At 61.3% G+C, this 14,533-nt stretch carries 18 protein-coding genes and 7 pseudogenes; 23 read left to right on the plus strand and 2 right to left on the minus strand.

Annotation, left to right across the window (positions count from 1 at the left end):
• Positions 1 to 29: 29 nt before the first annotated feature.
• From ABIN98_RS14380 to ABIN98_RS14465, 18 genes and pseudogenes are all read left to right on the plus strand, one after another.
• Positions 30 to 665, plus strand: a complete 636-nt coding sequence (locus ABIN98_RS14380; protein ID WP_346911000.1) for a GntR family transcriptional regulator — start codon at positions 30 to 32, stop codon at positions 663 to 665.
• Positions 666 to 780: 115 nt separating this feature from the next.
• A pseudogene (locus tag ABIN98_RS14385) lies at positions 781 to 1,304 on the plus strand (isochorismatase family protein).
• Between the two features lie 728 nt (positions 1,305 to 2,032).
• Positions 2,033 to 2,725 (plus strand): MaoC family dehydratase N-terminal domain-containing protein, encoded by a 693-nt coding sequence (locus ABIN98_RS14390; RefSeq protein WP_346911004.1) that lies wholly within the window; start codon positions 2,033 to 2,035, stop codon positions 2,723 to 2,725.
• The gene (locus ABIN98_RS14395; protein WP_346911150.1) at positions 2,649 to 3,113 is read left to right on the plus strand and encodes a hypothetical protein; all 465 of its coding nucleotides are present in this window, start codon (positions 2,649 to 2,651) and stop codon (positions 3,111 to 3,113) included. Before ABIN98_RS14390 ends, ABIN98_RS14395 begins: the two co-directional genes overlap by 77 nt.
• A 25-nt stretch (positions 3,114 to 3,138) precedes the next feature.
• The gene (locus ABIN98_RS14400; RefSeq protein ID WP_346911006.1) at positions 3,139 to 4,320 is read left to right on the plus strand and encodes a CoA transferase; all 1,182 of its coding nucleotides are present in this window, start codon (positions 3,139 to 3,141) and stop codon (positions 4,318 to 4,320) included.
• 65 nt (positions 4,321 to 4,385) lie between these two features.
• A pseudogene (locus tag ABIN98_RS14405) lies at positions 4,386 to 4,640 on the plus strand (CoA transferase); the annotation flags it as partial.
• Between the two features lie 118 nt (positions 4,641 to 4,758).
• Positions 4,759 to 4,929: pseudogene (locus tag ABIN98_RS14410) on the plus strand (CoA transferase); the annotation flags it as partial.
• A 73-nt stretch (positions 4,930 to 5,002) separates the two neighbouring features.
• Positions 5,003 to 5,293, plus strand: a pseudogene (locus ABIN98_RS14415) (CoA transferase); the annotation flags it as partial.
• A gap of 237 nt (positions 5,294 to 5,530) precedes the next feature.
• The gene (locus tag ABIN98_RS14420) at positions 5,531 to 5,872 is read left to right on the plus strand and encodes a hypothetical protein (protein WP_346911152.1); all 342 of its coding nucleotides are present in this window, start codon (positions 5,531 to 5,533) and stop codon (positions 5,870 to 5,872) included.
• Between the two features lie 153 nt (positions 5,873 to 6,025).
• A complete protein-coding gene (locus ABIN98_RS14425; protein ID WP_346911008.1) occupies positions 6,026 to 6,373 on the plus strand; it encodes a hypothetical protein in 348 nt (115 codons plus the stop codon).
• Between the two features lie 164 nt (positions 6,374 to 6,537).
• Positions 6,538 to 6,609: pseudogene (locus ABIN98_RS14430) on the plus strand (hypothetical protein); the annotation flags it as partial.
• A gap of 55 nt (positions 6,610 to 6,664) precedes the next feature.
• Positions 6,665 to 7,081 (plus strand): hypothetical protein, encoded by a 417-nt coding sequence (locus ABIN98_RS14435; protein ID WP_346911010.1) that lies wholly within the window; start codon positions 6,665 to 6,667, stop codon positions 7,079 to 7,081.
• A 102-nt stretch (positions 7,082 to 7,183) separates the two neighbouring features.
• Positions 7,184 to 7,732, plus strand: a complete 549-nt coding sequence (locus ABIN98_RS14440) for a LuxR C-terminal-related transcriptional regulator (protein WP_346911011.1) — start codon at positions 7,184 to 7,186, stop codon at positions 7,730 to 7,732.
• 283 nt (positions 7,733 to 8,015) lie between these two features.
• On the plus strand, positions 8,016 to 8,270 hold the full coding sequence (locus ABIN98_RS14445) for a CoA transferase (RefSeq protein ID WP_346911013.1): 255 nt from the start codon (positions 8,016 to 8,018) through the stop codon (positions 8,268 to 8,270).
• A 325-nt stretch (positions 8,271 to 8,595) separates the two neighbouring features.
• Complete coding sequence (locus tag ABIN98_RS14450; protein WP_346911144.1) at positions 8,596 to 8,877, plus strand: hypothetical protein; 282 nt, start codon at positions 8,596 to 8,598, stop codon at positions 8,875 to 8,877.
• A complete protein-coding gene (locus ABIN98_RS14455; RefSeq protein WP_346911015.1) occupies positions 8,874 to 9,137 on the plus strand; it encodes a CoA transferase in 264 nt (87 codons plus the stop codon). The genes ABIN98_RS14450 and ABIN98_RS14455 overlap by 4 nt, the downstream gene beginning before the upstream one ends.
• 218 nt (positions 9,138 to 9,355) lie before the next feature.
• Positions 9,356 to 10,518: pseudogene (locus ABIN98_RS14460) on the plus strand (acyl-CoA dehydrogenase family protein).
• Positions 10,496 to 10,699, plus strand: coding sequence for an aldolase/citrate lyase family protein (locus tag ABIN98_RS14465; protein ID WP_394701507.1), 204 nt, complete (start codon positions 10,496 to 10,498; stop codon positions 10,697 to 10,699). The pseudogene ABIN98_RS14460 and the gene ABIN98_RS14465 overlap by 23 nt, the downstream one beginning before the upstream one ends.
• Before the next feature lie 79 nt (positions 10,700 to 10,778).
• On the opposite strand, the gene ABIN98_RS14470 is transcribed toward ABIN98_RS14465, so the two are convergent.
• Positions 10,779 to 11,000 (minus strand): hypothetical protein, encoded by a 222-nt coding sequence (locus tag ABIN98_RS14470; RefSeq protein WP_346911019.1) that lies wholly within the window; start codon positions 10,998 to 11,000, stop codon positions 10,779 to 10,781.
• A gap of 516 nt (positions 11,001 to 11,516) precedes the next feature.
• Between ABIN98_RS14470 and ABIN98_RS14475 the strand changes: the two genes are divergently transcribed.
• From ABIN98_RS14475 to ABIN98_RS14495, 5 genes and pseudogenes are all read left to right on the plus strand, one after another.
• Positions 11,517 to 11,930 (plus strand): MmgE/PrpD family protein, encoded by a 414-nt coding sequence (locus tag ABIN98_RS14475; protein WP_394701511.1) that lies wholly within the window; start codon positions 11,517 to 11,519, stop codon positions 11,928 to 11,930.
• 88 nt (positions 11,931 to 12,018) lie between these two features.
• Positions 12,019 to 12,339 (plus strand): hypothetical protein, encoded by a 321-nt coding sequence (locus ABIN98_RS14480; protein ID WP_346911021.1) that lies wholly within the window; start codon positions 12,019 to 12,021, stop codon positions 12,337 to 12,339.
• Positions 12,320 to 12,679, plus strand: a complete 360-nt coding sequence (locus ABIN98_RS14485) for a hypothetical protein (protein ID WP_346911023.1) — start codon at positions 12,320 to 12,322, stop codon at positions 12,677 to 12,679. The genes ABIN98_RS14480 and ABIN98_RS14485 overlap by 20 nt, the downstream gene beginning before the upstream one ends.
• Positions 12,672 to 12,986, plus strand: a pseudogene (locus ABIN98_RS14490) (MaoC family dehydratase N-terminal domain-containing protein); the annotation flags it as partial. The gene ABIN98_RS14485 and the pseudogene ABIN98_RS14490, both read left to right, overlap by 8 nt.
• Before the next feature lie 43 nt (positions 12,987 to 13,029).
• Positions 13,030 to 13,494, plus strand: a complete 465-nt coding sequence (locus tag ABIN98_RS14495) for a hypothetical protein (protein WP_346911025.1) — start codon at positions 13,030 to 13,032, stop codon at positions 13,492 to 13,494.
• Here the strand turns inward: ABIN98_RS14495 and ABIN98_RS14500 are convergent.
• Entirely contained in the window at positions 13,482 to 14,474 is a 993-nt protein-coding gene (locus ABIN98_RS14500) for a LysR family transcriptional regulator (protein ID WP_346911027.1), read from the minus strand. The two genes, ABIN98_RS14495 and ABIN98_RS14500, sit on opposite strands and share 13 nt — an antisense overlap.
• Positions 14,475 to 14,533 lie beyond the last annotated feature (59 nt).

Here is a 14,533-nt window from a genome sequence, read left to right on the forward strand (position 1 = left end):
CAATGATTCAACTTGGGAAAGGCTTGAACTTGAGGCACCAGACAAAGGAAGAGCGGGTTGCCGACTACCTTCGGGAAGGCATTATTTCAGGTCGTTTTCCAAGAGGATCGAAGCTGAAACAGGCGGAAATCGCCGAAATGCTGGGAACGAGCATCACGCCCGTCCGAGAAGCGATCAAGCTGCTGGAAGCCGAAGGTTTCGTCCTGGGATCGTCTCATCGCGGGGCCGTTGTGGCTCCGTTCGACATGAATGCGACCGAAGAGATTGTGGATTTGCGGGTGACGCTGGAATCCAAGCTCGCGCTGGCGGCACTGCCCAAACTGACGCAAAAGAATATCGAGGAGCTGAGAGAGCTTCAGAGCGAAATCGAAACCGCCGCCGACAAGAACGACCGGGAAACGGTCCGGGTGGTCAACTACCGGTTCCACGAAATGATCTACATGGCCGCGGAACTGCCCCAGACCCTGCGGTTCGTGCGCATCCTCTGGGCCCGTTATCCGTTCGACCTGATCAACAAGGTCGAAAGCCGGATCGGCCGGGCCTCCAGCGAACACCGCGAAATGCTCGGTGCGATCATCGCGCGCGACGAAGCCGCCATGCTGTCCGCACTGCGCACGCACATCCGCGCGGGCTGGGACGAATTCAAGGCGAACTACACCGAATAGGCCCGGGCGTTCCTCGCCCTTGCGGCTCTGTTTCCGGCGGGTTCGCGATCCCGACGAAAACAGTCAGAGCAAGGAACTGAGAATGCCGTCCAAATCGATTCTGCTGGTCATGGACATGATCAACGACCTGGTCCACCCGGACGGCGTCGGCGCTCAGACCTATGTGGTGAAATGCCGGGAGCGCGGTGTCTATGAAAACACCGTTCTGGCGATCAAGCGGGCGCGTGCCGCCGGCATCATGGTGGGCTACGTCCGCGTCGGCTTTTCGCCGGATTACCGCGAATGCCCGCCGACTTCGCCGGTTTTCTCGAAAGCCAAGACCAACAACATCTTCCAGCTCGGCGCGTGGGGAACGGAAGTCTATGCCGACTTCGCCCCGCAGGAAGGCGATGCCGACATCGTCAAGCACCGGTCAGCCCATTCTACGGCACGCCGCTACTACCGCTGTTGCGGGCGCAACGGACATCAGCCGGCTGCATTCTGTGTGGCGTCTCGACGAACGGCGTGGTCTCCGCAGCGGTGCGCGAAGGGCACGACCGCGATTATCGCCTGCGTGGTGCTCGAGGATTGCTGCGCCGGCGCGACCAAGGAAGAGCACGAATTCGCGCTCGTCGGACTTGCGCCGGTACGCGGAGGTGACTACAGCAGCCGATTTCGAAGTCTGAACGGGGAGCTCTCCCGAATCCTTGGCATCGCAAATCGTATAATAGATGCATTATTCTGGAATCGCGCTGAATTGGTCGTGAATGCGAATGCGTATCGCCAAAAGAGCTAATGAAAACAACATTGGCTAAATGTTAATGCGCGGATTTCCGGCGCAATAATAATGACCTGTTGCGTTGACCCATAAAAAATGTAATGCATTATCTTGATCGTTATGTTGATCAAGATCCAATCCAGCCCTGTCCCTGCTCAGCTTATCCGCGCGGCGTCCGCGGGAAGGGTGAGTGTGGCCGGAAAGCAGGTTTGGTCGCTCGCTGCTTCGCTTGCTGATGGGGCAATGCCGAAGGGCGGAAAAATGGGCTCCGCGACTGCGCTGGTCGGCGCGCGCCGGAATGCCCGGGAAATCGGAAGCAGGGGTCGCGTCGTTGCGGATGTTCAGTTCGCTGACAGAGCCGGACTGGATTCGCGGTCGCTGCGCCTGCCGCTCACCGCTCCGAACACACGAAAATTCTGACAAATCAACGGAATAGGAAAGGAAACACGCTTGAACACGGCAGTCATGACTGAAGCGAAGAAAACCGATGTCGGCGGGGCGCCGGCCGAAGGCAAGATTACCGACGCGGCAATCGAGGCCGCGCGTGGCATGATCGGGCTGCAGCTTGCGCCCGGAAGGCCCCTATCTCCAGGACGCAACGTCAGACACGATGCGGAATTTCTGCAATGGCATCGGCGATCTCAATCCGCTCTATCGCGAGCCCGGAATACGGCCGCCAACACCCGCCTTCGGCACCCAGGTCGCCCATCCGATGTTTCCAATGGCGTTCGGCTGGGTTGGCCGCACGCGATGGGGACTGCCGGGCGTCCACGGCTTCTACGCCGGAAACGACTGGGAGCTGTTCCGCCATATCCGCCCCGGCGACCGGATCAGCGCGATCGAGCGTGTCGTGGGCGTCGAGGAAAAGGAGAGCAAGTTCTCCGGGCGCCTGGTTCTGCAATACGTCGAGGCGACCTATTCAGCAACCAGCGCGGCGAGATCGTTGCCCGCGCGCAATCGGGAACCTGCACCCGTCACGAGCGCAAGGCAGCCCGTGACACGGGCAAGTACAAGGACATCAAGCCCTACGACTACACGCCCGAGGAGTTCGAGCAGCTCGATGAGGCAATCCTGCGCGAAGTCAACGAGCGTATCCGTGCGGCAGCAACGTCCGCTACTGGGAGGACGTGAAGGAGGGCGAAGAGCTGCCGATCCGATCGTCCGCGGGCCCCTCTCGCTGATGGATACGATGGGCTTTCTTGTCGGCTGCGGCCGTGGCCATACGCATGGCGTTGTGCTTGAAGGCGGCGGCGAAGCATCCCGGACACTTCTTCCGCAATCCCGAAGCGGGTGGCGGCGTTGAATATACGGGCATCGGGCACCATCGCGAGTCCGTCGCAAAGGAAGTCGGCGTACCCGGCACTCTACGACTACGGCCCGCAGCGATCCTCCTGGATGTGTTCAGCCTGGTGACCAACTGGATGGGCGACGCGGCGTTCCTGAAGCGCGTGCGCACCGAAATGCGACGCTTCAACACCATGGGCGATTCCACCTGGTGCAAGGGCAAGGTCACGCGGAAATACGTCAAGGACGGCCACGCCCTGGTCGATCTGGAGATCTGGGGCGAAAACCAGCGCGGCGAAATCACCACGCCGGGCTTGGCCACGGTCATCCTTCCGAGCCGGGATCCGCAGATCAAGGCCTTCTTCGACGGGGCCAATCTGGACCTCGATCTGCCCGTCGTTCGCTGACGGGTCATCGGGAGGCTGAAAGGATATGGGAGAGGACCTTCCCCTGGCAGGTATTCGGGTCGTGGAGCACGCATCGAGCGTGTCCGCGGCCTACGCCGGGCGCCTGTTGTCCGCAATGGGCGCCGATGTGGTGATGGTGGAACCGCCGGAGCACAGCCCGCTTCGAACGGAACCTCCCTTTCTGGGGGAGGCGTCCAGCGAAAGCGCTCTGTTTGCTTACCTGGCCATGGGGAAGCGAAGCGTTATTTGCGACCTTTCGGCCGGGGAAGGGCAGGCCGGTTTCCATCGGCTTGCCGCGGATGCCCATATTCTCATTGATGACACGCCGGTTCAGCGCCGGACGGCACTCGGACTGGACCCGGACAGGATCAGATCGCGCCATCCCCACATCGTCCATTTGTCCCTGCTGCCCTTCGGGGCATCGGGGCCCAAGGCCGACTGGCAGGGATGCGAGGTCAATCTGATCCATGCCTCGGGAGAGGGGTTTCTTTTGCCCAACGGCCTGTCCGCCGACCGGTTCCCGGACCGTCCGCCGCTCAAGATCGCCGGGCATTTCGCCCAGATGCAGGGCGGTGTCGCTGGTGCGCTGGCCGCCTTGTCGGCGCTCTGGACCGGCACCGGCCAGTTCGTCGATGTCTCCGTGCAGGATGCCAATGTCGCCGTCGGGGCCTTTACGGTCCAGAGATACGGCGACGGATCCCTGGAACATCGCGTCTCGCGGTCGTTCCGCTTCGGTGGCGTCATCGAGTGCCTCGACGGATCGGTCGAGCTGCTCACCCTCGAAGAGCGCCAGTGGCAGGGTCTCGTAAAGCTGATGGGCAATCCGGGCTGGGCCGCGGAGGAGGGGATGGACGACGCGGTGCAGAGGAGCGCGCGCGGCGATTTCATCAACGGTGAGATCCGGGCCTGGGCGGCGGACAAGCCGGTGGACGACCTTGTCGCCCGGGCCCAGGAACTCGGCGTGCCGATGGCCCGCTACAATTCTCCGCGTCAGGTTCTGGAAGGACCGCATGAGGCCGCGCGCGGACTGTTCGCAGAGGTGCAGGTTCCAGGAGATGGAACCAGCCGGATCCAGACGGCGCCGTTCCGGTTCGGGGAACAGCCGTTGCCGTTCGGCGGCTGGCCGAGCGAACCGGGGGCGGATCAGAACCTGCTGACGCAGGGCTGGGGAAGTGCGACGCAAGAGCGTCAGAGGGAGGACGCGTGAAACCTCTTCAAGGGATCCGGATCGCCGATTTTACCGTTCATGCCGCCGGCCCGTTCTGCACCCATATGCTGTCGCAGCTGGGCGCGGAATGCATCAAGATCGAGACGGCCATCCGTCCGGATATTTTCCGCAAGCCTCACGCCGTGTACGGCCGGCTGGGGCCGGCGAGTTTCGATCAGGTCGCCTCGAACAAGCTTTCCGTCCGGCTCAATCTGAAGCATCCAAAAGGCATCGAACTGGCGAAACGGATCGTGGCGGTCTCGGATGTGGCGGCGGAGAGCTTCCGCGCCGGTGTCATGGAGCGGCTCGGCCTTGGGTATGACGTCCTGCGCACTGTGAAGGACGATCTGGTCATGGTGTCGGTGTCGTCCTCGGGCCAATGGGGGGCCGGATTCCCATTTTGCCGGCTATGCGCCGCTTTTCGGCGCCTGGGGCGGGCTGGGCTACCTGACCGGATATCCCGACGGGCCGCCGGTGGAAATGCGCCACGTGATGGACCATTCGGTCGGCCTGAACGCCGCCCTGGCAACCGTCGCCGCGCTTCACAAGCGTAGGCGGTCCGGCAAAGGCGCTCATGTGGACATCGCCGCGCGCGAAGTCGCGTCGTCCCTGATCGGCGAAGCGATGATGGCGGTTGCGGCGGGCACGGCCGTCGAGCGGATCGGCAACCAGGACTACCGGCGTGCGCCCTACGGGCGTCTACCCGAGCCGGGTACCCGATCGCTGGCTCAGTCTAGCGGTCGAAACCGATGCGCAATGGCGGGCGCTGCTGGATCTCATGGACCGGACGGATCTGGCCGAAGACCCGCGTTTTGCCACGCAGGACCAGCGCCATGCCTTGCGGCAGGACCTGGACGAACTCGTGTCAGCCTGGAGTGCCGGGCAGGATGCCGACGAAACGGCGGCAGCACTTCAGAAGCGCGGCGTGCCGGCCCATGTGTCCTGGAACACGGAGGATATCGTTCGCGATCCGCACATGCGCGCCCGGGGCGCATCGTCCAGGTGGCGGAGACGGATGGCGGAGAGCGTGCAGCGGTCGGCTTCCCGGCGCGGTTTTCCGAAAGCGACAACCCGTCGATCGATCACGGGACACCGGGTCTCGGCGAACACGAAAGCTACGTCTATGGCGACCTGCTCGGCATCGGGCGCCGCGAATATGAAGAGCTGGTCGAAGACAAGGTCATCTACTGAACATCAGGGAGAAATATCTATGCCGTCCAGTACGACACCGGCAGCAGAGGACGATTATGAAAATGCGATCGGCCGCAAGGAACACAAGCAGGCCCTGATTTCGGCCGACCGCGCCGAGGCACTGGCCGCAGCACTCGATCTGGACGGGATCCCGGGTGGTGGGGCCGACCTTCCGCCGGGCTGGCACTGGCTGTTCTTCAATCCGTTCGCCCGCCGCAGCGAGCTGGGACCCGACGGGCATCCCAAGCGCGGCGGTTTCCCTGCCGGACGTGAAACTGCCGCGGCGCATGTGGGCCGGCGGCAGGCTCGTCTATCACGCGGCCCTGCCGATCAATGGGCGTCGCGGATCGCGAAAGCGTGATCACCAAGGTCGCGGCCAAGAACGGCAGCGCCGGCCAGCTGGTTTCGTGACGGTCCGTCAACGATTTCCCATGACGGCAAGATCTGTATCGAGGAAGAGCAGGACATCGTCTATCGGGAGGCGCCTGCCCCCGATGCGCCGAAACCGAAGGCCGTGCCGGCTCCCGAAACCCCTCAATGGTCGGAAGGTTTTACGCCGGATCCGGTTCTCCTGTTCCGTTATTCGGCGCTGACCTCCAACGGGCACCGGATCCACTACGACCAGCCCTACGCGACAAAGGAAGAAGGCTATCCCAACCTGGTGGTCCACGGTCCCCTGATCGCCACGCTGCTGCAGGGCTTTGCGCAACGGTCGCGCCCGGAGGCACCGCTGAAGCGATTCGATTTCCGCGGCATGGCGCCCCTGTTTGTCGACCGCGGCTTTCACGTCGAAGCCGCGAAGGTCGATGCGGGAGATGGCCTCACGGTCTGGGCACGCGGCCCGGACGGGGGACTGCGATGAAGGCGGACGCTGCCTTTTCGCTCTGACCGTCATCCGGACATACTGAATTCTTCGAAGATCGGATCAACCATGCAATCTCCGCGCAGCTATCTGTTTGTTCCCGGACATCGCCCGACCGGTTTGCCAAGGCGGCTGCCTCCGGCGCCCATCGGATCATCATTGATCTGGAGGATGCGGTCGGGCCCGACGACAAGGACACCGCCCGGCGGCTCGCGGCAGACTGGTTCGGTCAGGGCCACGAAGGCGTTCTTCGCATCAACGGGGCGGACACGCCCTGGTTCGAGGCGGATCTTGCCGCAGGCGGCGGATTGCCCGGCGGTCACGGTCATGGTGCCGAAGGCCGACGTGGGCAGCCTTGCGCGGGTCGCCGATATCCTGCCGCCCGATCGCGCGCTCATTGCCCTTGTGGAGACCGTCGAAGGCCTGGTGGGCATTCACGAGGTCGCCATGGCACCGGGCGTCACCCGCTTGCCTTCGGCAATCTGGACTTCGGCGCCGATGCCCGAATTCCCGGAGGCGGAGCGACGCTCGATCCGGCCCGGGTTCCAGATGGTGATCGCCTCCCGTTGCGCGGGACTGACCCAGCCCATCGACGGCGTCACCGTTGCCCTGAATGACGAGGCTGTCCTGAACGAGGACGTCCTGAGGGCAAGGAACCTCGGGTTCACGGCCAAGCTCTGCATCCATCCCGCCAGGTCGATCTCGTGAATGCCGGGTTTGCGCCGTCGGACGACGAGATTTCCTGGGCAGAACGTATCGTTTCAGGCAATCAGGGAAAGCGCTGGAGCCGCCGTCCAGGTCGACGGCAAGATGGTCGACAAAGCCGATGGTGGGAACGGGCAGGGCAGATCCTTGCGGAGGTCGATCCCGATCGGCTGCGCCAGTACCATGCGGCCTGATATGGACGCGGATGCCAGGCCGGTGGCCTTGGACCGGCTGCTTTCGGCAGAAGCTGAATACAGCCCCGGCACGCAGAAACCGTCACCGGACGCCCGGCAAGGTGCCGAAGACGGGCCGGATTGCCATTTTACCGACTACCGCGAACTCCTTAGCCGTACCGTGTACCCGGAATGCCGAGAGGCTCCGGAGACAGAACCAACGCCTTCGCAAGCCCTCACCGGCCGCCAGAAGTCCGTCATTCGAATGCTGGCCTGCGGACAGACCAGCAAGGAGATCGCGAGCGAACTCGGCATCTCGCCTGCGACCGTCAAATGCCATGTCCGTGCCGCTGTGGAACGGTTGCAGGCAAGAAACCGCTCCCACGCCATCGCGATCCTTGTTGTGGAGGATATGGGGCGGTTTCAACATTGTCGGCTTGTTCTAGGGTGGAATGAGCTTGCTCATAAGTCCCAAGTTTAACGACTTAGGCGAATGCCGGTGCTGAAGGGTAAAATCTCAGGTCTGATCAGGCTCCTGCAACAAAACAAACAATACCCCGAAAAGGGGCTTTTGTGTTTGGGATAACAGGGCGAGGATGACATCCGGACAACGGACCAAAAAAGCCAGTCATAGGCGCTACCCCTGTCTAAACGCCATATGTCATAGCCTGACCGAATGACCCACCACGGATAGAGTTATTACTCGTGGTCACCCGTTTTATGCCAAATGGTTTGTCTTCTTCTGGACGATCTCGGAGCACCTTATGACGGACGACCTGGATGGCCTTTTGGTTGTTTCAATCGAACAAGCGGTTGCGGCGCCATACCTTTCGGGGCGTCTGGCCGAGGCGGGAGCCCGTGTCATCAAGGTCGAACGGCCGGAAGGCGATTTTGCACGTGAATATGATCACCTGGTTCATGGCGAGAGCGCCTATTTCGTCTGGCTGAACCGGGGCAAGGAATCTGTCTGTCTCGATCTGCGCAACGAGGAGACAAGACCATCTTCGAAAACATTCTGAAAAAGGCAGATGTCTTTATCAGAACCTCGCTCCAGGGGCGATCGAGCGGCTCGGGTTTGCGCCAGACCGCCTGCGGACCAAAATCCGCGCCTGATCACGGTGACGATTTCGGGCTACGGTGAAGATGGGCCCTATGCCAAGCTGAAAGCCTATGACCTGCTCGTTCAGGCCGAAAGCGGGTTGTCGGCGATTACGGGCAATGCTGCCGGTTCCGCGCGGGTCGGTGTTTCGGTTTGTGACATTTCTTGCGGGATGACGGCACATCAGGCCGTGTTACAGGCACTTGATCGGCCGGGCCCGCACCGGAAAGGGTCGGCATATTTCGGTGAGCTTGTTCCATGCCCTCGCCGATTGGATGAATGTGCCCTATCTCCAATTTGCCTATGGCGGAAAATCACCGGACCGAAACGGCTTGTCCAATCCGACCATCGCCCTTACGGCGCCTATTCCGGCTCAGACAACAAGCAGGTGCTGTTTTTCCATTCAAAACGAGCGGGAATGGGTTCAGTTTTGCGAAAAAGTCCTCGGCCTTGCCGATCTCGCGGTGATCCGCGGTTCAACAGCAATTCCAACCGGGTGGCGCATCGCAAAGAGCTCGATGCCGTGATCGAGACTGTCTTTTCAAATCATCCGCGGGATGATCTGACCAATCTGCTTCAGGCCGCAGGCATTGCCTGCGGCCAGGTCAGCACGATGGAAGACCTGGTTCAGCATCCTCAAAACCGCTACGTCGAAGCCGATACGCCGACGGGCCCCGTAAAGCTGCTGGCCCCGGGTGCGCTGATGAATGGCAAGGCCCCAGAGTTTGTCCTGTTCCTGCGCTTGGCGAGCATTCTAAGCAAATTCGCGAGGAGTTTTCTTCTCTGAAGAGTGCTGCGGAATAAGCAGACATACCTTCGGTCACTTCGCAAAAAACGATTGCTTAAGGACAGGGCTAAGGAATTTTGTGGCGCCCCAATAGCAATTTCATATGTCCTGCAAATGTCCCAGAGCCCATAGCATTCTTTCGACGAAATCTGCCGGATCGCCGACATCGCCCTAAAGAGGCTTCGACGACCGGCCAGTCAAAATCAGGAAACAGTCCCTTGTCTCTACCGACCAGTTCTCCCGATCATTATGATGATCTTCGTGGCGCGCTGCGTGCTCTTTGTGCCGAGTATCCGGATGAATATCATCGTCAGCATGCTGCCACCGACACCTATCCGGTGGAGTTCATCGATGCCCTCACGCGGGATGGCTGGCTTGCCGCGATGATCCCGGAAGAATACGGCGGTTCCGGTCTCTGGCCTGACGGAAGCTTCCATCGTCATGGAAGAGGGTGAACCGATCGGGTGGCAACGCGGGTCATTGCCACGGTCAGATGTACAACATGGGCACCCTCCTCCGGCATGGCTCGGACACGCAAAAGAGCGCCTATCTGCCGAAGATCGCCAGCGGCGAATTGCGTCTGCAGTCCATGGCGGTGACGGAGCCGACGACCGGAACCGATACCACCAAGATCAAGACGGTTGCCAGGAAGAAGGGCGACCGCTACGTGGTCAATGGCCAGAAGGTCTGGATCAGCCGGATCGAGCATTCCGACTCATGATTCCTGCTCGCGCGCACGACGCCGCTGGAGGAGGTCAAGCGCAAGTCGCTCGGCATGTCGATCTTCATCGTCGAACTGAAGGATGCCATTGCAAGGGCATGGAAATCCGCCGATCAAGAACATGGTCGGCCACGAAACGTATGAAGTGTTTTTCGACAATCTCGAATCCCGGAAGAAAATCTCATCGGCGAGGAAGGCATGGCTTCCGGTATATTCTCGACGGGCTCAATGCGGAGCGCACTCTGATTGCAGCGGAATGTATTGGCGACGCCTATTGGTTCCTGGAACGGGCGCGCAACTATGCGAGCGAGCGGTCGTCTTCGACCGCCCGATCGGGCAGAACCAGGGGATCCAGTTTCCGCTCGCACGTTCCTACGTGAACACGGAAGCGCCAACCTGATGCGGTTCGAGGCTTGCCGCCGTTTCGATGCCAAGGAAAACTGTGGGGCGCAGGCCAACATGGCGAAACTGCTGGCGGCCGATGCGTCCTGGAGGCGGGCAATGCCTGTCTTCAAACCCACGGCGGTTTCGGATTTGCCGAGGAGTACGACATCGAGCGCAAGTTCAAGGAGACCCGCTCTACCAGGTGGCGCCGATCTCGACGAACCTGATCCTCTCCTATGTGGGGAACATCTGCTTGATCTGCCGAGGTCCTTCTGAAGATGAGCGCGTCGGGAGACCTCAAAGCAGATCGGCTGTTCTTTCGCTGTTCGTTCCGGCAAGCCGGCCGCAGTTGATCGAGAAAGCGCAAGCAGCCAATCCGACCTGTGTCATTGCCGATCTTGAGGACGCCGTGGCTCCAGATGAGAAGGATGCCGCACGGCAGGCTCTGCATCGTTGACGGTTTCGGATGGGGTGCCCTTGTGCGTGCGTATCAACGCGGTCGCAACACGTGGTTTGAGGAAGATCTCGAAACGGTCTCAGGTCTGGCGCGCGAAGGCAGATGCGCCGGTCTCGTCCTGCCGAAGGCTGAGGACCCCGCGCAGGTAAATGCCATTCGCAGTGCACTGCCGCCGGATGCCGCCTGTTTCGGACTGGTCGAAACCGCACTCGGTGTTGCGCGGGTGCGTGAACTGGCGCCCTTGTTCGACCGCCTGTTTTTCGGCTCGCTCGACTATGCCGCGGACCTTGGTTGCGCTCATACGGTGCGGCACTTGCTCATGCGCGATCGGAGATCGTGCTGGCCTCACGGATTGCCGGAAAGCCCGGTCCCGTGGATGGTGTCACGGCGGATACGCGTGATACCGACCTTATCCGGACTGATGCTGCCTATGCCGCGGAGCTGGGTTTCAAGGGAAGCTGCTGATCCATCCGGCGCAGCTTTCTCCGGCCAAATCAGGTTTCCGTCCGAGCGACGACGAGATTGCCTGGGCGGACAGTGGTGTTGGCGGCAGTTGGCAATGGGGGCGTTGCCAAGGTTGATGGCAAGATGTTGATGCGCCGGTCATCGCAAAGGCGAAGGCCGTGCTTGAGCGTGCTTCGGAAACCGCGGGGGAGTGGACATGTCAAACTTGATGGACACGGTTCTGGACATTGCCGAACTGTCAGCCGAAGCCATTGCGCCGAGGCTCTGGCGGCCGCCCGGTTGTCTCTTTATGACTGGCTGATATGCGGTCTGGCCGGGTGTGGAGGAACCACTTGCGGAAAAGCTGAGGCAGATGGTCGCCGGGGGGAGGGCGGTGTCCCGGCCGCTTCGCTTATCGTGGGGCCAAGGTTCCTGCACGGGCCGCGGCGCTGGTCAATGGCGCACAAGCCATGCCCTCGATTATGACGACACCCATTTTGCCCATGTGGGCCATCTCTCGGTCGGTATCTATCCGGCTGCCCTTGCCGCCGGTGAGGAAGTTGACGCGTCTGCGGAAGACGTGGTCACGGCCTTCCTCACCGGCTCAGAGGCGGCCATCCGGATCGGCATGGGTGCTCGGACCGGCCCACTACAATCGCGGCTTTCACCAGACTGCTACGGCTGGCGCCTTCGGTGCGACGGTCGCTGCGGGACGTCTTTATGGCCTCACCCGTTCCCAGATGCGTGGCCGCACTTGGCTTGTGCGCAACGCGGGCCTCAGGCCTGAAGTCGCAGTTCGGAACTATGGGCAAGCCGTATAATGCGGGATTGCAGCTTCCAACGGGATCGAATGCGCCAAGCTGGCCAAACTCGGGATGACCTCCTGCGACGACGGGCTCATGGGCGATCAGGGCTTCATTCACACGCATTGCGATGCGCTCGGCTCGGAGATCGCTCCGGTGGGCGCGTTCCTGTTTGGGGATATCAGCTACAAGTTCCATGCCTGCTGCCACGGGACCCACGCGATGATCGAGGCGCTGGTTGAGGTTCTTCCGGATCTCGGTGAGGGTATGGAGAATATCGCTTCGCTTACCCTGCGCACGAACCCGCGCTGGTTGAAGGTCTGCAATAATCCGGCGCCCACCAGACCGGTCTGGAAGTCAAATTCAGTTATCCGTGGCTGGCGGGCATGGTGATCGAGGCCGCAATACCGGAGCGTTCGAGACCTACTCCGATGATCTGAGCTCTGATCCCGCGCTATCGGCCTTTGCCCAAAAGGTCGAGGTGATCGGCGACGACACGCTGACGGACATGCAGGCTGAAGGGGAAATCGGACTCGCGGACGGGCGCAAAGTGGCCCTGTCTCATGACCTTGCCCGGCGTCCCACTCCGGATGCCCTTGCCATGAAGCTGCGCGCCAAGGCAGAGGCGGTGCTTGGAGACGGCGCGGTCAGGATCTCTCCAATCCTGGAGAGGTTGTCCGGTCTGAGTGCCGCGGACCTCGGCGATATTGTCAGAGGTGGTGATGATGTCTGACACCAGTTCCTGGATCGGGTTTGAACGCGAGGCCTGTGAACCCGTTACAGAGCGGCAGGTGCGGGAATTCCGCGTGACGCTGGACGGCTTTTTGGCGGACGAAGACGAGACCCCAGGGCTCCACTGGTGCCTGGCTCCGGAGATCTATCCGCCGGCCGACTTGGGGCGTGACGGGCACCCACGGCTGGGCCTGTTTCTTCCGGATCTCGGTTTGCCCCGGCGCATGTGGGCGGGTGGACGCGTCTCCTATCAGGGCGGTATCCGAGCAGGCGAAACCATCACGCGGCGATCGACGATCACCGACATCAAGTTCAAGGAAGGCCGCACCGGCAAGCTGGGTTTTGTAACGGTTGATCACAGCTATCTGTGTGGCGAGGACCTCCGGGATTTCGGAGCAGCAGAACATCGTTTATCGGGAAGATCCGTCTCCGGATGCGCCGACGCCCCAGCCGCCTCAGGCCGAGCCCTGGGAGGCATTGCGCTCCATCGAAGTCCTGCCGACGTCAACACTGCTTTTCCGCTATTCCGCGATGACCTTCAACGGCCACCGCATTCACTACGACAAGGCCTATGCGATCGGAACGGAAGGCTACACCGGGCTGGTCGTTCATGGGCCGCTCCAGTCGACCTGGATGCAGATCCTTGCGGCTCAAATCCTGAAGCGCCTGCCGCAAGACTTTACCTATCGCGGGCTGTCACCGCTGATCTGTGATCGGCCGGCAGTCGTCGAGGCTAGAGAGGTTGAAGGGAAATTGGCCCTGCGCGTCCGGGATCTGGAGGCGAATGTCGTGACCATGGAAGCTCAAGCGGTCTGAGGGAGGTTCTCTCCCTCTGTCGCGACGAGCTGGCCCTCCCACAGTCCGCGGTCGACCATCTCCCGAGCCACCTGCAGTGTGAGCTTTTCGACCGCGGCGCAGGCCCTGGTCTGGACGGCCGAGGGGTTTCTTACCAGATAGACGGGACGGGAAATCACCGGATCCACGATCGGCGCTTTTAGGAGTCGCCCGGTTTCGACGAAGTCATGGCAGGCAGCGGGTGCAAAAATGGAGTAGCCCGAGCCTCTGGCGACCAGCTCCTTGATTTGCGTCATCGCATCGAGCTCCGTCGTCACGTTGAGCGTGATGCCGGCCTTGCGGGCAGCTTTTTCGATAATACGCCGGAGCCCATGAGGCTCGCCGGGCAGAACCAGCTCCGCATGCACCAGATCGCTCATGGCGACCGGTGCCCCTGGCTTTGACTTTAGTGGCCAGGCGTCGGGAGCGGAGAAAAAGAATAGATGTTCGTCCAGAACATGAGTTGCCTGAAAATGCTCGACGCCAATCAGATCGTAGAGAAAACCGATTTCCACGGTGCCATCGTCGATCCAGGTCTTGATGAAACCGCTCATGGCCTCGCTGGCCCGCAGACGCACTTTCGGCAGCTCCAGCCGAACCGTCTCCGCAAGCGGAACGGACATCACCATGGAGACAGAGGGCGGCATTCCGAACCTGACCTTGCCGCAGACCTCTCCCGATAGCTCCTTGATTTCGGAAATGCAGGTGTCGACCATCCGGCAGATTTCATAGGCGTGGTTGAGAAGGGTTTCGCCTTCGTTGGTCAGCACCGAACCGCGGGGTGACCGTTCGACCAGCTTCACCTCCAATTCCCGTTCCATGTTCACAAGGTGCTGGGAGAGGGAGGGTTGCGCGATCCGAAGTTTATGGGCCGCCGCGGAGACGGAACGCGCCTCCGCGATCGCTATGAAATATCGGAGCTGACGAATATCCAATACGGCCTCGCGCCTGTCGTGAAACACCGGGACGTCCCCGGTGCCACATTATTTCAGCTCATAAGACCAGACTGTAAGTGAACGAT

Origin of the sequence: uncultured Roseibium sp., assembly GCF_963675095.2 — a bacterium.
Classification (GTDB): Bacteria; Pseudomonadota; Alphaproteobacteria; order Rhizobiales; family Stappiaceae; genus Roseibium.

Coding starts and splice junctions, on each gene's coding strand:
- ABIN98_RS14390 (WP_346911004.1), top strand. CDS start 2,033: ATGCGGAATTTCTGCAATGGCATCGGCGATCTCAATCCGCTCTATCGC.
- ABIN98_RS14395 (WP_346911150.1), top strand. CDS start 2,649: ATGGCGTTGTGCTTGAAGGCGGCGGCGAAGCATCCCGGACACTTCTTC.
- ABIN98_RS14400 (WP_346911006.1), top strand. CDS start 3,139: ATGGGAGAGGACCTTCCCCTGGCAGGTATTCGGGTCGTGGAGCACGCA.
- ABIN98_RS14420 (WP_346911152.1), top strand. CDS start 5,531: ATGCCGTCCAGTACGACACCGGCAGCAGAGGACGATTATGAAAATGCG.
- ABIN98_RS14440 (WP_346911011.1), top strand. CDS start 7,184: ATGGTCGACAAAGCCGATGGTGGGAACGGGCAGGGCAGATCCTTGCGG.
- ABIN98_RS14445 (WP_346911013.1), top strand. CDS start 8,016: ATGACGGACGACCTGGATGGCCTTTTGGTTGTTTCAATCGAACAAGCG.
- ABIN98_RS14470 (WP_346911019.1), bottom strand. CDS start 11,000: ATGAGCGCAACCAAGGTCCGCGGCATAGTCGAGCGAGCCGAAAAACAG.
- ABIN98_RS14475 (WP_394701511.1), top strand. CDS start 11,517: ATGGTCGCCGGGGGGAGGGCGGTGTCCCGGCCGCTTCGCTTATCGTGG.
- ABIN98_RS14480 (WP_346911021.1), top strand. CDS start 12,019: ATGACCTCCTGCGACGACGGGCTCATGGGCGATCAGGGCTTCATTCAC.